Origin of the sequence: Yersinia canariae (assembly GCF_009831415.1) — a bacterium.
Lineage (GTDB): Bacteria > Pseudomonadota > Gammaproteobacteria > Enterobacterales > Enterobacteriaceae > Yersinia > Yersinia canariae.
Window position 1 is genome coordinate 3,368,467 of sequence record NZ_CP043727.1, and the last position, 15,976, is coordinate 3,384,442.

The following is a 15,976-nucleotide window of genomic DNA, read 5'->3' on the forward strand; positions in this document are numbered from 1 at the left end:
GAAGCGCGGGTAGCTTATGCCGCCCGCGTTATCTTTCTAATCCGTGTAATGGCGGAATAAAGCCCGCCCCTGCAACAATCTGGCCCCTAGCCAACCCCCACACAGTGACAGCAACAGTGCAGCAGCCAGTGGCAATGACCACCACATCACCCAGTTAGGTTGCCATGGAAAATCAAACACTAAGCGCTGTAAAGCCCAAAGTGCGGCTTCTGCCCCAATAGCGGCGGCCAGCCCCGCCACCAGCCCTAAGAGGGCAAATTCCCACCACAATGTGCCGCGCAGTAAGCGTTTACTTGCTCCGAGCGTCCGGTAGACCACCAACTCCTGACGGCGCTGGCGCATGCCGACCTGTATCTGTGCCAATAACAGTAAAGTGCCACAGATAATCACTAATACCACCATGACCTCCAGCGCCCGGCTAACCTGTTGCAGCACCTGCCCGACCTGTTTCAGCATCGCGCCAATATCCAGCAAGCTGAGTGTCGGGAACTGGCGATTCAGTTGAGTCAGAACCTCGCCATCCCCCTGATATCGGAAACTGGTCAGCCAGGTTTGTGGCTGCCCATCCAGCGCACCTGGCGGGAAAATAAAGTAGAAATTAGGACGAAGACTTTCCCAGTCTACCTGGCGAACACTGCTCACCGTGGCACCAAATGACTGAGTATCGCCACTGAATGTCAGCTTATCGCCGACGTTAATCCCCAGCCGGTCAGCAATCCCCTGTTCGATTGACACTTCATCCGCTTTTGGCGGCCATTGTCCTGCGGTCAGAATATTATGAGCGGGCAAATCTTGCTGCCAGGTCAGATTCAGCTCCCGATTCACCGCTTCGCCACCGGGTGCATCCTCGGCGACCCGCTCGGTCGCCAGTTGCTGATTAATTTCAGTCAAACGCACTCGGACGATAGGATAGAAAGTCGACGGAGTTATCTGATGTTGGGTCAGGAACTCCGTGACTTGCGGCACCTGTTGCGGTGTGATGTTTAATAAGAAATAATTCGGGCTATCCGGCGGCAATTGCTGTTGCCAGCGATCTAATAAATCCCCGCGCAGCACCAATAACAATGCTAACAGCATAAATGACAGTGAGAATGCCGCCAGTTGGGTCAAGGTCATCCACGGCTGACGCAATAATCGATTGATAGCTAGCCGCAATGACAAACGGGTGACTGTCAGGCGGCGTAATAGCAATAATCCGCCCCAGCCAATAACACCTAACAACAACGCCAGCACCACCATGCCACCGAGAATTGCCCACAGCAGCGAATTCCCGCCCATCAGCAAGGCCAATAGCCCGACGACGACTATTATCATCACCGGAATGAAATAGCGCAGCGGCCAAACATTCGCGGAGACATCGCGGCGCAAGACTCGCAATGGCTGAGTCGCCAGCAGTTGGCGGTAAGGGCGGATCCCCACCAGCAATGAAATCAATACCAGGGATCCCATTGACCATATCCATGGCCATAAACCTGCGGCCGGTAATGCTGCGGGTAAGACCGGGGACAACAAGCGGATGAGTATTTTCTCAAACAATAACCCGATCACACTGCCGCATAGCCCTGCCAGCACTAAGACTGATAGCCACTGGCCGATAATCAGCCGCCGTAAAGCACTGCGCCCGGCACCTAATGTTTTCAGCACCGCCACTAAATCATAGCGGCTGCGGCAATAATGCCCCATCGCCACGGCAACAGCAGCAATTGACAGCAATAAGGTCAATAATGCCGATAACAGCAAGAACTGCTGCGCGCGTTGTAGGGATTTCCCCAGTGCGCCACCGGATTCTTGCAAGCCATACCAGCGCTGATCGGGCTTCAGTTGTGGAGTCAACCAGTCACTAAACTGAGTGATAGCCTCCGGCGAACCGGCAAACATATAGTGATAGCTCAAACGGCTACCCGGCTGTATTGCACCGGTTTTTTCTACGTCAGCCAGGTTAATTAAAATACGCGGCGCGGTCTGGAATGGGTTAAAACCCGAATCTGGCTCCTGAAGCACTTCACCAATAATTTTCAGTGAAGTATCACCGACCTCCAATGTGTCACCGACTTTAACCCCAAGCAGCGCCAGCAATCGCGGGGCCACCAGCGCGGTTCCCGGTTCAAGTTTGACTTGTGCGGGTAAGGTTTCCAGCTTGCCATACAGCGGATACGCTAAGTCCGTGGCTTTCACATCAGCCAGCTGCGGGCGGTCACCAGCAAACGTCATTGTCATAAATGAAAGCTGGCGGCTAACAGACAGCCCTTGCTGCTTCGCTTCCAATAACCAGCCTTCAGGGGCGGGATGGGAAGTTTTCAGCACTCGGTCGCCGGCTAAAAAATCACGACTTTGCTGGCTAAGCCCTTGCTCCATCCGGTCACTAATACTGCCCAGCGCCAATACACAAGCCACCGCCAGGGTTAACGCCATCCAGACAATCAGTAGTGAGGGCGAGCGCCATTCACGCCAAAACCAGCGCCAAATCATGCTTCCTCCCACAATTTACCGTCTTGTAGCCGCAGCCGTCGCTGGCAACGGCCAGCCAGTTGGACATCATGGGTCACCAGAATCAGTGTGGTGTCATAATCCCTGTTTAGGGAGAACAGCAGGTCGGCAATACGGTCACCCGTATGGCGGTCAAGATTGCCCGTTGGCTCGTCGGCGAATAACACTTTTGGCCGGCCGCTAAAGGCCCTGGCCAGTGCCACTCGCTGCTGTTCACCGCCGGAGAGTTGGGCCGGAAGATGGTGAAGGCGCTTCTCCAGCCCCACCTGTTTTAATAACTCAATGGCATGTATTTTACTGTCGCGCTCACTTTCAGCCCGTAGCAATGCCGGAAGTTGAACATTTTCCAGCGTATTGAGGGTCGGCACCAACATAAATGATTGGAAAACAAAACCGACATTTTTTGCCCGCAATAGCGCTCGCCCTTCTTCATCCATGGCGGTCAAGGATTTGCCGAGCAAGCTCACTTCACCGCTACTGCCATCATCAAGGCCAGCCAGAATTCCCAGCAAGGTTGATTTACCTGAACCTGACTCACCAATCAGCGCAATTGTCTGAGCGGGTTTGACAACCAGCTCAACTCCGGTAAGGATGGAGAGCTGTTGCTCACCCTGGCCGACGTGTTTATTAAGATGATGAACTTCAAGAACGTTTTCCGCTGGCATCTTCCCTTCCTATTACTGTTGGGATTATTCAGTTTGCGTGCCGCCGCAACCGATACACTTTTGATTCTCGGCGACAGTTTAAGCGCCGGTTACCGCCTGCCTATTGCCCAAGCATGGCCTTCACGGCTGGATAAAACATGGCAAGCCACCTCATCATTACCGAAAGTGGTTAACGCCAGTATCAGTGGTGATACTGCCGCGCAGGGTTTGGCCCGCCTCCCTGCCCTGCTGGAACAACATCAGCCCCGCTGGGTGCTGATTGAACTGGGTGCTAATGACGGCCTGCGCGGGTTCCCAACCCAGGATATTCAGCGGGATCTCACGCAAATTATCAATCTAATCAAGGAAGCAAAAGCGCAACCTTTATTGATGCAAATCCGCATTCCACCCAATTATGGTCGCCGTTATACTGATGCTTTTACCGCAATGTATCCACAGTTGGCACAGCAATTCAATATTCCGCTGGTTCCATTCTTTATGGAACAAGTTGCTGTTAAGCCCGAGTGGATGCAGGATGATGGCTTACACCCTAACGCCGAGGCCCAGCCTTTCATTGCAGATTGGATGGCGCAACAACTCAAGCCGTTAGTCGCTGTTCATTAACAAGAAACAATAAGAAGTAATAACACTTGTTCAAACAAATAGAATCACTCACTAGGTAAAGTTATGCAAAAAGCAGTATTAATTACCGGTTGTTCCAGCGGTATTGGCCTGATTGCAGCACAAGACTTGAAAAACCGTGGTTACCGCGTGCTGGCGGCCTGCCGTAAACCCGAGGATGTTGCCAGGATGGAGCAATTGGGTCTGGAGGGTATTGAACTGGATTTGGATGACAGCGCCAGTGTTGAACGTGCTGCGGCGCAAGTTATCAAGTTAACCGGTGGGCGCTTGTACGGTTTGTTTAACAATGGCGGCTTTGGGTTGTACGGCCCATTGCAGACCATTTCGCGCCAACAGTTGGAAAAACAATTTTCCACCAATCTGTTTGGTACCCACCAACTGACGCAACTTTTGTTGCCCGCCATGCTACCGCACGGTGAGGGGCGCATCATACAAACCAGCTCGGTGATGGGGTTAGTGTCAACTGCTGGCCGGGGTGCCTATGCCGCCAGTAAATATGCACTGGAAGCTTGGTCCGATGCTTTGCGCATGGAACTGCATGACAGTGGAATTCATGTCAGTTTGATTGAACCCGGCCCAATAAGCACGCATTTCACACAAAATGTGAATCAAGCGCAGATTGATAAACCAGTGAATAACCCCGGTATTGCGAAGCGTTTCACCTTGCCACCTGAAGCTATTTTACCGAAATTGCGCCATGCGCTGGAAAACCCGCGCCCGAAATTACGCTATCCAGTCACCTTAGTGGCCCATGCGTTGACGATACTGCGCCGCATATTACCTGGGCGGATGCTCGATAAAGTCTTGCGGGGCAATTCCTGATAATCGCGATGAGGGTTGAAGCAACATAATTTGCCCCCATCTACTGCTAAAACGAATGAGAGAAAAAATTCATGCTAGCACCTACTACGATTGATATTACTGAAGCGAACCTACATCAGACCTTAGAACAATCCATGGCCGTGCCAGTGCTGTTCTACTTTTGGTCTGAACGCAGCCAGCACTGTCTGCAACTGACCCCAGTGCTGGATAAACTGGCCGCTGAATATGCAGGCCAATTCATTCTGGCGCGTGTTGATTGTGATGCACAACAGACGGTGGCATCACAGTTTGGTTTGCGCTCAATTCCAGCCGTTTATCTCTTTAAAGACGGTCAGCCGGTAGATGGCTTCCAAGGGCCACAGCCAGAAGATGTTATCCGCGAGTTACTGCAACGGGTGTTACCGAAACCTGAAGAGCTGAAAGCGGCGGAAGCAGCTCAATTAATGGCCGAGGGCAAAGTGCAGGAAGCGCTGCCATTACTGAAAGATGCCTGGCAATTGATGCAACAAAGCAATAATCCGCAAACCAGCGACATTGCACTGCAACTGGCGGAAGCACAAATTCTGCTCAATCGCAGTGAAGATGCTGAAGGCGTATTAGCGACCATTCCACTGCAAGACCGTGATACTCGTTATCAAGGGCTGATTGCACAAATCGAGTTGCTCAAACAAGCCGCTGATACACCAGAAATCCAGCTGCTACAGCAACAAGTGGCTGAACAACCGGATAATGCCGAATTGGCGGTGCAATTAGCCCTACAACTGCATCAAGTTGGCCGCAACGAAGAGGCACTGGAGTTACTGCTGGGCCACTTGAAGAAAGACTTGGGTGCGGCAAATGAGGCTGCGCGTAAGACATTAATGGATATTTTGGCGGCATTAGGTACTGGCGATGCGCTGGCAGCCAAATATCGCCGTCAACTTTATTCCTTGTTGTACTAAAACGGCGCGCTGACCGGGACTTTTACCGTCATCAGCCGTCATGTTATTGCCATTATTTGTCACTGCGCGGGGCCATCCCGCGCTGTTTTATCCTGCCTCTGTCTCCCTTTTTCTCATTTACACGCATTTACCTGCCTTTCGTTAGGAATTTAGCGCTCTGTCACGTAATATTAAGAAACAATATTCATTGCTGACAGGAAGTTAAATATGTTTACGGTTATCCCTGTTCTTATCGTTGTAGCCCTGATTGTGGTCTTTTCCTCAATCAAAATAGTTCCACAAGGTTTTCAATGGACTGTCGAACGTTTTGGTCGTTATACCAAAACTCTGATGCCAGGCCTGAATGTCGTTGTGCCATTTATGGATCGTATTGGTCGTAAAATCAATATGATGGAGCAAGTACTGGATATCCCATCCCAAGAAATCATTTCCCGTGATAACGCCAACGTAGCAATTGATGCCGTCTGCTTTATCCAAGTTATTGATCCCGTGAAAGCAGCATATGAAGTCAGCAATTTGGAATTGGCTATCGTCAATCTGACCATGACCAACTTCCGTACTGTTTTAGGTTCCATGGAACTCGATGAAATGTTGTCCCAACGCGACAACATCAATAGCCGCCTGTTGCATATCGTCGATGAAGCCACCAACCCGTGGGGCATTAAGATCACTCGTATTGAAATCCGTGATGTGCGCCCACCGACTGAACTGATCTCTGCGATGAATGCGCAGATGAAAGCTGAACGTACCAAACGTGCAGATATTCTGGAAGCCGAAGGGGTTCGTCAGGCGGCAATCCTGCGCGCCGAAGGTGAGAAACAATCACAAATTCTGAAAGCAGAAGGTGAGCGCCAGTCAGCATTCTTGCAAGCAGAAGCGCGTGAACGTGCGGCAGAAGCGGAAGCGCAAGCAACCAAAATGGTTTCTGAAGCCATCGCTGCTGGTGATATTCAAGCCATTAACTATTTCGTGGCACAGAAATATACCGATGCACTGCAACATATCGGTTCGGCCAATAATAGCAAAGTCATTATGATGCCACTGGAAGCTAGCAACCTGATGGGTGCTATTGGTGGTATTGCTGAGCTGATTGGTGAGAGTAAAAACAGCCGGGGTAAATAACCATGCTGGAGGAAATTGCAGCAAATCCAAACTGGTTTTGGCTATCACTCGGCGGACTATTACTGGCCGCTGAGATGCTGGGTGCCAGTGGCTATATGCTGTGGAGCGGTGTCGCTGCGGTGATAGTGGGCATTCTGGTCTGGTTCTTTCCCTTTAGCTGGGAAATGCAAGGTGTGCTATTTGCTGTTCTGACGGTGATTTCTGCTTTTCTGTGGTGGTATTGGCTGAGTAAACGCACCAAACCACAACCGGCCATGCTAAACCAACGTAATCATCAATTGTTGGGAACGCGAGCAACATTGACGGAACCGACAGTTGACGGTTATGGCCGCATGAAAGTGGGTGATAGCAGTTGGCGCATTTATTGCTCTAATGAATTAAGTGTCGGTACCGAAGTTGAAGTGATCTTAGTGGAAGGTAATACCTTGCATGTCAGAGCAGTTCACCATCACTAATTCTCTATAAAGGCGCATTTATCTGAATGCGCCTCTCATGACAGGCCTGCGGTCCCGGCCTGTCAGTTAACGTTCTCTTTTTTGTTAACGTCTTGCTTCTGCGCAGTATGACAACACCCAGCCAGATTATTAATAATCGGGCACTCCGCGCCGTCATCCCCTGGGCACTCGTCTGCCAACGCCAATAAACGTAATCGCATCTGATTAAGATCATCAATGTGTCTTTCGATTTCCGCTACCTTTTGCAGCGTCGCTGCTTTCACATCGGCACTGTGGCGCGCGGGGTTATGAAACAATGCCAATAACTCGCGGCATTCATCCAACGTAAAACCGACCTGCCGCGCCTGACGTAACAGAGTTAACTCTTCGATATGTCTGGCGCTGTAGCTGCGATAGCCATTATCCGTGCGGATAGGCGGTGTCACCAGTTTCTTCTCTTCGTAAAAACGAATGGCTTTACTGGTTAAACCGGTTTTTTTTGCGACATCGCTAATATTCACTTTACCCCCTTGACCTTCCCCTTTCTGGAAGGTTTAACCTCTATAATTAGTGAAAGGAACGATGTCAGTCAAGCGGAATAAAACCTGTACAGATTAAAGTCTATTATTGCCCTGAATAAGGGATATAGCTGGGAATACCGACTAAACTTATCCCGATAAAATTTATGGATAGGTTCCTATTCGATAAGGAGTCAATTATGTTGCAAACCACAGTGTTGGCCTTACACGGCCTTTCCTGTATGAATTGTGCCAAACGGGTAAAAACGGCATTAGAAAGCCGTGAAGATGTTCATCATGCTGAAGTGAATGTTCACTACGCCAAAGTGACTGGCGAAGCCGAAGCCACGACGCTAATTGATACCGTCAAACAAACGGGTTATCAGGCGGAAAAAGCTCAAATCCCTGATGTTGAGTTACAACTTTCAGGTTTGAGTTGTGGGCATTGCACTGAATCTACTCGCAAAGCGCTGGAAGCTGTTCCCAGTGTTATTGCAGCAGATGTGACACTCGATAGCGCCAAAGTGTATGGCAAAGTTGATGCACAAATCTTGATTGATGCCGTCGAGCAAGCGGGTTATCACGCGACATTAGCTGGGGCGCACTCCCCAAAAACTGAGCCGCTGACTCACTCAGCCCCATCACAGCCGGAATATCTGGCAGCGGCCTCGTCTACTATTCCGGCAGCAAAAAATGACGTAAATAAAAGCGAAACCACCCCAGTCGCAGAGCCAGCAACCCAAGATAGCGACAGTGTTCAACTGCTACTGACCGGGATGAGCTGCGCCAGTTGCGTATCCAAAGTACAAAATGCCCTGCAAAGTGTTGAGGGTGTCGAGGTTGCTCGGGTCAATCTGGCCGAGCGCAGTGCATTAGTCACCGGGCACCCTAGCAACGAAGCACTTATCGCAGCGGTCAAAAACGCCGGTTATGGCGCTGAAATCATTGAAGATGAAGCGGAGCGACGCGAGCGCCAGCAGCAAATGTCACAAGCCAGTATGAAGCGCTTCCAGTGGCAAGCCGCGCTAGGGCTGTTATTGGGTATCCCATTGATGGGATGGGGGTTATTTGGTGGAAGCATGACGCTAACCCCCGAAACCCAAACACCATGGCTGATTGTCGGGATAATCACTCTGCTGGTCATGATCTTCGCTGGCGGCCACTTTTATCGCAATGCCTGGGTTAGCCTGAAGAATGGCAGTGCCACTATGGATACTTTGGTGGCATTGGGCACGGGCGCGGCTTGGATTTACTCCATCACGGTGAACATCTGGCCGGATGTTTTCCCGATGGAAGCACGCCATCTTTATTACGAAGCCAGTGCCATGATTATTGGTTTGATTAATCTTGGCCATGCTATGGAACAACGCGCCAGACAGCGCTCTTCTAATGCGTTGGAGCGCTTGCTAGATTTGGCTCCGCCCACTGCACGGCTGGTCACAGATGAGGGTGAGAAGCTCATCCCATTGGCTGATGTACAACTGGGCATGACCTTGCGCTTGACCACTGGCGACCGTGTCCCGGTTGATGGGGAGATTGTGCAAGGTGAAGTGTGGATGGATGAAGCCATGCTAACCGGCGAACCTATCCCACAACAAAAGTCAGCCGGTGATGTCGTCCATGCCGGCACACAAGTCCAGGATGGTTCAGTGCTGTTCCGGGCCAATGCTATCGGTAGCCAGACAACATTAGCGCGAATCATCAAGCTGGTCCGTCAGGCCCAAAGCAGTAAACCCGAAATTGGCAAACTGGCCGATAGAATCTCAGCGGTATTTGTTCCCACGGTGGTCGCGATTGCCGTAATCGCGGGGCTAATTTGGTATTTCTTCGGCCCACAACCGCAGTTGGTCTATACCTTGGTCGTCGCCACGACGGTGCTGATTATCGCCTGCCCTTGTGCGCTTGGGCTGGCAACACCGATGTCGATTATCTCCGGTGTGGGTCGGGCGGCAGAGTTCGGGGTGTTAGTGCGGGATGCGGATGCATTACAGCAAGCCAGCAACCTCGACACGCTCGTGTTCGACAAAACCGGCACCCTGACCGAAGGGCATCCGCAAGTGGTGGCTATTCACACCTTCAACGGGGTCAGTGAGCAGCAAGCTCTGGAATGGGCCGCCGCGCTGGAAACCGGCTCTAATCACCCACTGGCTCGCGCGATTTTACAGCGCGCTGAGGGGCTGACACTGGCGACAGTAGAGCAATTTCGCACATTGCGCGGTTTAGGGGTCAGTGGTGAGGTCGACGGCATTCCATTATTGCTGGGGAATAATCGCCTGTTGGAGGAACAACAGATTGATACCAGTGAGTTGCAATCATTAATGCGGCAGCAAGCAGAAAGTGGCGCGACGCCGGTTATTCTGACTGCGCGGGGCAAACCGGCTGCGGTGTTGTCAATTCGCGATCCTCTGCGCAGTGACAGTATCAGCGCTCTGCAACGTTTGCACCAGTTAGGATACAGCCTGGTGATGTTAACCGGTGATAATCCTATTACCGCGAATGCCATTGCCAAAGAAGCCGGTATTGATCAGGTGATAGCCGGCGTCCTGCCAGATGGCAAAGCAGAAGCAATTAAGCAACTGCAAGCGGCCGGGCATAAAGTGGCAATGATTGGCGACGGTATCAATGATGCCCCTGCTCTGGCGCAAGCAGATGTTGGCATTGCCATGGGCGGCGGCAGTGATATTGCGATTGAAACTGCGGCTATCACCCTGATGCGCCATAGCTTGCATGGGGTGGCGGATGCTGTTGAGTTGTCCAAAGCCACATTGCGAAATATGAAACAAAACCTGTTAGGGGCATTTTTCTATAATGCGCTGGGGATTCCGATTGCTGCGGGGATTCTGTTCCCATTCACCGGGACATTACTTAGCCCAGTCGTCGCAGGGGCAGCAATGGCTCTCTCCTCGATAACCGTGGTCAGTAACGCCAACCGCTTGCTGCGTTTTAAACCGAAGCAGTAAGCGCGCCCAACAGATGCAAAGTCATTGGCGATGCAGGTCTGGCGGAGACAGTTGGTCATGCAGCAAGCTGCATGACAGGTATAACCTAATGGCGCACAACACTTTCTTGTGCGCCATTTAGCGTCTAGGATACAGAAAACGCTAAAAAGGGAATCACCGGCATGGGCCAATTATTACGCCGCATCGCAAAATTTTTAGGGGTGGCAGCCCCCACGACATACTCCTATCCGGCTTTGGATATCACCTTACCCGGTGAACGCCACCTCCACCTGGTTGGCAGCATTCATATGGGAACCGAAGGTATGTTTCCTCTCCCCCACGAGTTGTTGAATAAATTGAATCAGGCCGACGCGCTGATTGTGGAGGCGGATATCACCGAAACGGCCTCGCCATTCGGTAACGATAATCTCACCGAACCCTTAATTGACCGATTATCCGCAGAAGATTATCAACAATTACTGCAACGTTGCGAAGAGCTGGACAATGACCCGCAGTTCATGGCCTTTCTGCCCGCATGGCAAGTGGCCTTGATGTTACAGGCCCGTCAAGCCCAACGCCTCGGGTTACGGGGCGAATACGGCATCGATTATCAATTATTGAAAGCAGCTGCCGCGCAGAAGAAAACAGTTATTGAGCTGGAAGGTGCGCAAATGCAGCTCGATTTACTCGAGACATTGCCCGATAACGGCATGTCTTTGTTGAAAGACACCTTGACCCACTGGCACACCAATGCCCGCCTGCTGCAAACCATGATGGGCTGGTGGCTGGAACATCACCCGGCAAATTATCTGGCAACGCTGGCCCCCACCTTTAGCCAGGGTTTGTACGACGTGTTGATGATTCAGCGCAACAAACGCTGGCAACAACAACTCGAACAGTTACCCGCCGGGCGCTATGTGGTCGCGGTCGGCGCATTGCATTTATATGGCGAAGGAAATCTCCCTGAATTATTGAAGCCCAACCACCATTAAAAACACAAAAAAATGGCCGATATCACTATCGGCCAGTCAAAGAGGAATTTTCATTATTTTAGTTATTAAGCGCCCATACTCCTTGCGGATAATACGAGCAGCAAGTACAGGGTAGCAACCTGATGATTAGGTTAGCAACTGACATTCATCATATATCGTGTCACACGGGATCATTGTACTGATTTTGCTGGATTAATTTTTAACCCTACGGCAATAATTGCGTGTAGGATATTCCACTTGAATAAATTTTCATTTTTAATTGGACGTTTATTATGACACCTGCAGTCATTTTGCTGGAAAAACAAAAAGTTCCTTTCACTTTACACCCCTATCACCATGACGCATCAGAAACCAATTTCGGTGATGAAGCGGTGAAAAAGCTGGGCCTCAATGCAGATCAAGTTTATAAAACATTATTGGTTGCTTTAAATGGTGACGCCAAAAATATGGCGGTGGCCGTCACGCCAGTCGCCACTCAACTTGATCTCAAAAAAGTGGCGCGTGCATTGGGGGCAAAAAAAGCCGAAATGGCTGACCCACAATTAGCGCAGCGGAGCACTGGCTATTTAGTCGGCGGCATCAGTCCATTAGGGCAAAAAAAACGTTTACCCACCGTGATTGATACTCAAGCTCAAGAATATGACACTATTTTTGTTTCCGGCGGCAAACGGGGGTTAGATATTGAATTAGCGGCAACGGATTTATGCCGTTTACTGCAAGGCACATTTGCTGATATTGCGAAGCGGGATTAATAATCTAAGCAATAATAGTAGTGAATGAAAATAACCAGAAGCCTCCACCAACCAATGGAGGCTCCCAGATCGACGGGTTATTTATAAACAATTTCGCCTTTCGGCTGATACTGACTAGCATCTAGCGGAGAGTGCTTTTCAATATACTGCTTTAGTAGGCACTGAATTACATCGCAATAAATTGATATTTAAAATAATTACTGGATTTTTAGCACCTAAAATCGGCTAAATTAGTAGCGCTCTAACCTACTCAATAGAAATAAATAAAAAATAGTTTTGCACAAGATATTTTGCCCAAAGACTCACTTAAAACACATTGGCGACCTGATAATTTATACTGCATATTTAAACAGTTATTTATCTATCTGAGGATCTACTCATGTCAGCAACAAAAGGATTCGAATAGAATTTTTCTGTGATCTATAAATTTGACTCTCTTACCATCAGCCACTCCACACGCAGCAAATCCATGATTTTCAATGGTACGGTAAAAAAACCTCCAATCTTATCCAATGCGGAAGTCATTCAGACAATGGAGATAGCAGTCAAGCAGGCGCGACATATCGTCAGTGAGCTACAAACGCAAATGAATAGGCCGGGCCATTAAACTCGGTTTTGTACCTGATTTCGGTAAGAGATGATATGCGTAATTTTACTGAAAAAATATATCACAATTCTTTATTTACTATCACGCAGTACCCAAATTGATTTTTCAGAAAAATACTGTTGTAAGAAAATTTTATTACCACCAGTTAGATCTTTAATCGTTGATTTTTCAAAGTCTGTTTTTAAAATGAATATTCCTCTATACATCTCACCTAGAGGAATACCTATACCAATTAAAACAACTAGCAATGGTATCAATTTTTTCGGCCAATTTGTGTCAACTAATGCTTTACCACAAGCTAAAGCAAGTACAGCTATCCCTGGGATAGATGCCCTCATGGCAAAATCGTTGAGTGGCCCAACTGTATATAAAGGAATTAAGCAAAGTGACACGACGGAAATTATAAGAAAACTTTTTGGTATATTTGGCTTACACGTAACCATAACCAATACAGCCCCACCGATTTCAAGTACAAGAAAAAGAAAGAAGCTACTAATAGTAAAACAAGGTGCATTTGGAATTATTGTACACCTATTACTCCAGATTGGACCACTTATAATTTCCCCAGTATTAGACAGTAAGTACAATACTATTGGAAGTCCAACAACTACACTAACAATTATATTTTCAATATTAACTATTGATTTATATAACCCAAATCTACTAAGAATTGGCATAACGAATGGCAACAAACCTATGGCGACAAAAGGGGACCAAAAAGCAATAAATATTAATAACATCGCCAATAAACCGCCTTGTAGATTATTACTATCTAATCTTTTTAAAAGAATTGTAATTCCTATCCATCCTGGAATCGCATGTTGTTGCACCCAGAATAAAGATGTTGTATTCGATGCATATTCAATCCACCCCGCCCACCATTCAAAATGTAAAGGGAGATCAACCTGAAATTTAGTTATTAGGTATCCAATATTATCAGCACCACTAAAAAATATAAATGCAAATATAACAATAGAGGCATTTAATTTTGATTTTATATTTGAAACAACCCCCCAAAAGAAAAGCACAACGCCAATTAACGACCATATAGATGAAATTAATATCCCGCTATTACCATTAAATAGCTTCATCACTAATGCAGGAGTAAGATACCATCCAAGATAGTACCTCATATTTCCATCTTCAGTGTTTACAGGCCACGGATTATGAGATAAAACATTTAAAATGGCATTGTGTTTTACCCAATCATAATTTTGACTTATCCCAAACAGCCCACCTGACAATAACACCCATATAGAAGATACAACAAACACCAAGAATAATAACTTGATATTACCATCCGATTTCCATTGTGTTTTTTTTATTACTTTATATAGAATATAACTTAAAGTAGTTATGGCTAGAAAACCTAGCCACATTTTAGAAAAACAAACAAAGAAAATGAAAACAGGCAATCCCAAATATACGAGTGATAAAAAATCACATATTGTATAATCGTAACTCACATTCTTTTGCTTGATCATTTTACGATCTTAAATTTAAAATTTAGCTAATTGTTTTACTCCAAACCCAAGCTTAATGTCAATATATTAATATATTTTTCATCCGGAATTCGTAGTGTAGTCTGAGCGTAATCAGGCATTTTTTCATAAAATATTAAATATCTCGCATCACCAACCTCAGCTTCCCCTAAAAAGTCATAATACTGCGGATCTTGTGGATAGCAAGAATAGCCATTAATCACTGCCTCAGTAGCATCTGCAAATTGAACATGTATATTATTTCCTCCCTTAGAACGTGTACCCGTTTATATCAATAATAAGCAGAGACACCGTATCATTTTAGGTCGCCTTATAATAAAACGCCTGTGGGGTAATGATGGGGATTTCTGGGAGAGTCGTTTTTAATGTTGTTATCGGGGATGACTGAATCAAATGTTCATAAACCCCTGACACTGATGATGCGATAAAAATCTGTTTGTTTACCGGAACTGTTGTCGTTATCCCTACCATTAACCGATTCGGCATTAACAGGAAGATAGCAGTAAGACTGTAAGATAAGCCGGTTAACAGTCGAGCAGGCGCGGTATATCGTCAGTGAACTACAAAAGCGGATTGATTATATTGATGCGGGGATCAGTGATGCAGGTCTGAACTATTTAAATTAAGGTACACTTTAGTGGTTAGTTACAGATGTGTAACACGAGTGAATTGACCGGGCCATTAAGTCCGGTTTTATATTTTGCCACTAAGAGAAATCCCAATGATCGTTTTAAACGATCGATAACTCATTATTCATCTGTTTAACCAATTTGACTTAAATTACTAAATAAACTTACATATCGCATGGTTAAATATAATGGATTGATTAATGAACCTTAGCGAATGTATCTCCACAGAATTTCCTTGCTGGCCTGCAGGCTTTTACTTTATTGCGCAAGACCCGTCTGGAGAAATTCATGCTTTCATTAGTAAGCCAAGGTTTAACATTGCAACAAGTAAGTGGGGGAGCGTACTAGGAAGCCAGTCGGTGATCCGCACTATCCCTGCTGATGATTGTAATAGCGCGATTATCAGTCAAGCAGAGTATTTAAATAGGGGAACCAGGCCACTGCGAGTACTTATGTTTGGTGCTTAATCAATAGCCGTAACCGGTCATTCGATATCGGGTGCTTTCGATGTATCAACTCGCATGAGTAGAACCCGATATTTTTCCATTCAACTAATTCCACAACCTCTTTCGGCTTTGCATAATCACCGTCTACAGCATCCTGCCACTAGTCAATTTCAGAGTCAGCGACCAACTTTCTTTTCAGCCGCCTCTCGCTTAACGGCATCTGCATCTGTCACCCACTTCTCACCATCCCACTTTTCTAGCTCACCCGGCACGATATCAGTCGTGTCACAGTCCACAACCATCTAGGGGAATTACCATAATGACTGGTATCACCCTACCTATTACGACAATCTACCTGAAGCTGCTGAAGCATTTAACACTCTATGTGAAACCGCTCTAAAGGAGAAAGTCTAGTATGAAGATATACAGTGAAGTTATTTCGCAACTGGCGACTTTGTGTCATCGTCGGATATTGAGGCGTTTCGGCGCACACAAGTGA

At 47.6% G+C, this 15,976-nt stretch carries 13 protein-coding genes and 2 pseudogenes; 8 read left to right on the forward strand and 7 right to left on the reverse strand.

Going from position 1 to position 15,976, the window contains the following annotated elements:
- Positions 1 to 36: 36 nt before the first annotated feature.
- Positions 37 to 2,469 (reverse strand): putative ABC transporter permease subunit YbbP, encoded by a 2,433-nt coding sequence (gene ybbP, locus F0T03_RS15620; RefSeq protein WP_145554906.1) that lies wholly within the window; start codon positions 2,467 to 2,469, stop codon positions 37 to 39.
- Positions 2,466 to 3,152 carry a putative ABC transporter ATP-binding protein YbbA gene (gene ybbA / locus F0T03_RS15625; RefSeq protein ID WP_159679364.1) on the reverse strand — a complete coding sequence of 229 codons (687 nt, stop codon included), beginning with the start codon at positions 3,150 to 3,152 and terminating at the stop codon, positions 2,466 to 2,468. The genes ybbP and ybbA overlap by 4 nt, the downstream gene beginning before the upstream one ends.
- Between ybbA and tesA the strand changes: the two genes are divergently transcribed.
- From tesA to F0T03_RS15650, 5 genes are all read left to right on the forward strand, one after another.
- Entirely contained in the window at positions 3,123 to 3,755 is a 633-nt protein-coding gene (gene tesA / locus F0T03_RS15630) for a multifunctional acyl-CoA thioesterase I/protease I/lysophospholipase L1 (protein WP_162527043.1), read from the forward strand. The two genes, ybbA and tesA, sit on opposite strands and share 30 nt — an antisense overlap.
- 63 nt (positions 3,756 to 3,818) lie before the next feature.
- Positions 3,819 to 4,595: an SDR family oxidoreductase gene (locus F0T03_RS15635; protein ID WP_159679366.1), complete on the forward strand. Its 777-nt coding sequence runs from the start codon at positions 3,819 to 3,821 to the stop codon at positions 4,593 to 4,595.
- A 71-nt stretch (positions 4,596 to 4,666) separates the two neighbouring features.
- Positions 4,667 to 5,536, forward strand: a complete 870-nt coding sequence (locus F0T03_RS15640) for a thioredoxin family protein (RefSeq protein ID WP_159679368.1) — start codon at positions 4,667 to 4,669, stop codon at positions 5,534 to 5,536.
- A gap of 207 nt (positions 5,537 to 5,743) precedes the next feature.
- A complete protein-coding gene (locus F0T03_RS15645) occupies positions 5,744 to 6,658 on the forward strand; it encodes an SPFH domain-containing protein (RefSeq protein WP_159679370.1) in 915 nt (304 codons plus the stop codon).
- Between the two features lie 2 nt (positions 6,659 to 6,660).
- Entirely contained in the window at positions 6,661 to 7,113 is a 453-nt protein-coding gene (locus F0T03_RS15650) for an NfeD family protein (RefSeq protein ID WP_145554911.1), read from the forward strand.
- A gap of 62 nt (positions 7,114 to 7,175) precedes the next feature.
- Here the strand turns inward: F0T03_RS15650 and cueR are convergent, their stop codons facing one another.
- Positions 7,176 to 7,613: a Cu(I)-responsive transcriptional regulator gene (gene cueR / locus F0T03_RS15655; RefSeq protein WP_145554912.1), complete on the reverse strand. Its 438-nt coding sequence runs from the start codon at positions 7,611 to 7,613 to the stop codon at positions 7,176 to 7,178.
- 197 nt (positions 7,614 to 7,810) lie between these two features.
- Here cueR and copA point away from each other — a divergent pair, with 197 nt between their 5' ends.
- The 3 genes from copA (at position 7,811) to ybaK (ending at position 12,293) form a co-directional block, all read left to right on the forward strand.
- Positions 7,811 to 10,570, forward strand: a complete 2,760-nt coding sequence (copA, locus tag F0T03_RS15660) for a copper-exporting P-type ATPase CopA (RefSeq protein WP_159679371.1) — start codon at positions 7,811 to 7,813, stop codon at positions 10,568 to 10,570.
- Positions 10,571 to 10,731: 161 nt separating this feature from the next.
- Complete coding sequence (locus F0T03_RS15665) at positions 10,732 to 11,541, forward strand: TraB/GumN family protein (protein ID WP_159679373.1); 810 nt, start codon at positions 10,732 to 10,734, stop codon at positions 11,539 to 11,541.
- Between the two features lie 272 nt (positions 11,542 to 11,813).
- On the forward strand, positions 11,814 to 12,293 hold the full coding sequence (gene ybaK, locus F0T03_RS15670; RefSeq protein ID WP_159679375.1) for a Cys-tRNA(Pro)/Cys-tRNA(Cys) deacylase YbaK: 480 nt from the start codon (positions 11,814 to 11,816) through the stop codon (positions 12,291 to 12,293).
- Positions 12,294 to 12,370: 77 nt separating this feature from the next.
- On the opposite strand, the pseudogene F0T03_RS21935 reads toward ybaK, so the two are convergent.
- From F0T03_RS21935 to F0T03_RS21800, 4 genes and pseudogenes are all read right to left on the reverse strand, one after another.
- Positions 12,371 to 12,451, reverse strand: a pseudogene (locus tag F0T03_RS21935) (5'-nucleotidase C-terminal domain-containing protein); the annotation flags it as partial.
- Positions 12,452 to 12,971: 520 nt separating this feature from the next.
- A complete protein-coding gene (locus F0T03_RS15675) occupies positions 12,972 to 14,384 on the reverse strand; it encodes a hypothetical protein (RefSeq protein ID WP_159679377.1) in 1,413 nt (470 codons plus the stop codon).
- A gap of 1,131 nt (positions 14,385 to 15,515) precedes the next feature.
- A pseudogene (locus tag F0T03_RS21940) lies at positions 15,516 to 15,634 on the reverse strand (tail fiber assembly protein); the annotation flags it as partial.
- Between the two features lie 19 nt (positions 15,635 to 15,653).
- Positions 15,654 to 15,779 (reverse strand): hypothetical protein, encoded by a 126-nt coding sequence (locus tag F0T03_RS21800; protein WP_281347269.1) that lies wholly within the window; start codon positions 15,777 to 15,779, stop codon positions 15,654 to 15,656.
- Between the last annotated feature and the right edge of the window lie 197 nt (positions 15,780 to 15,976).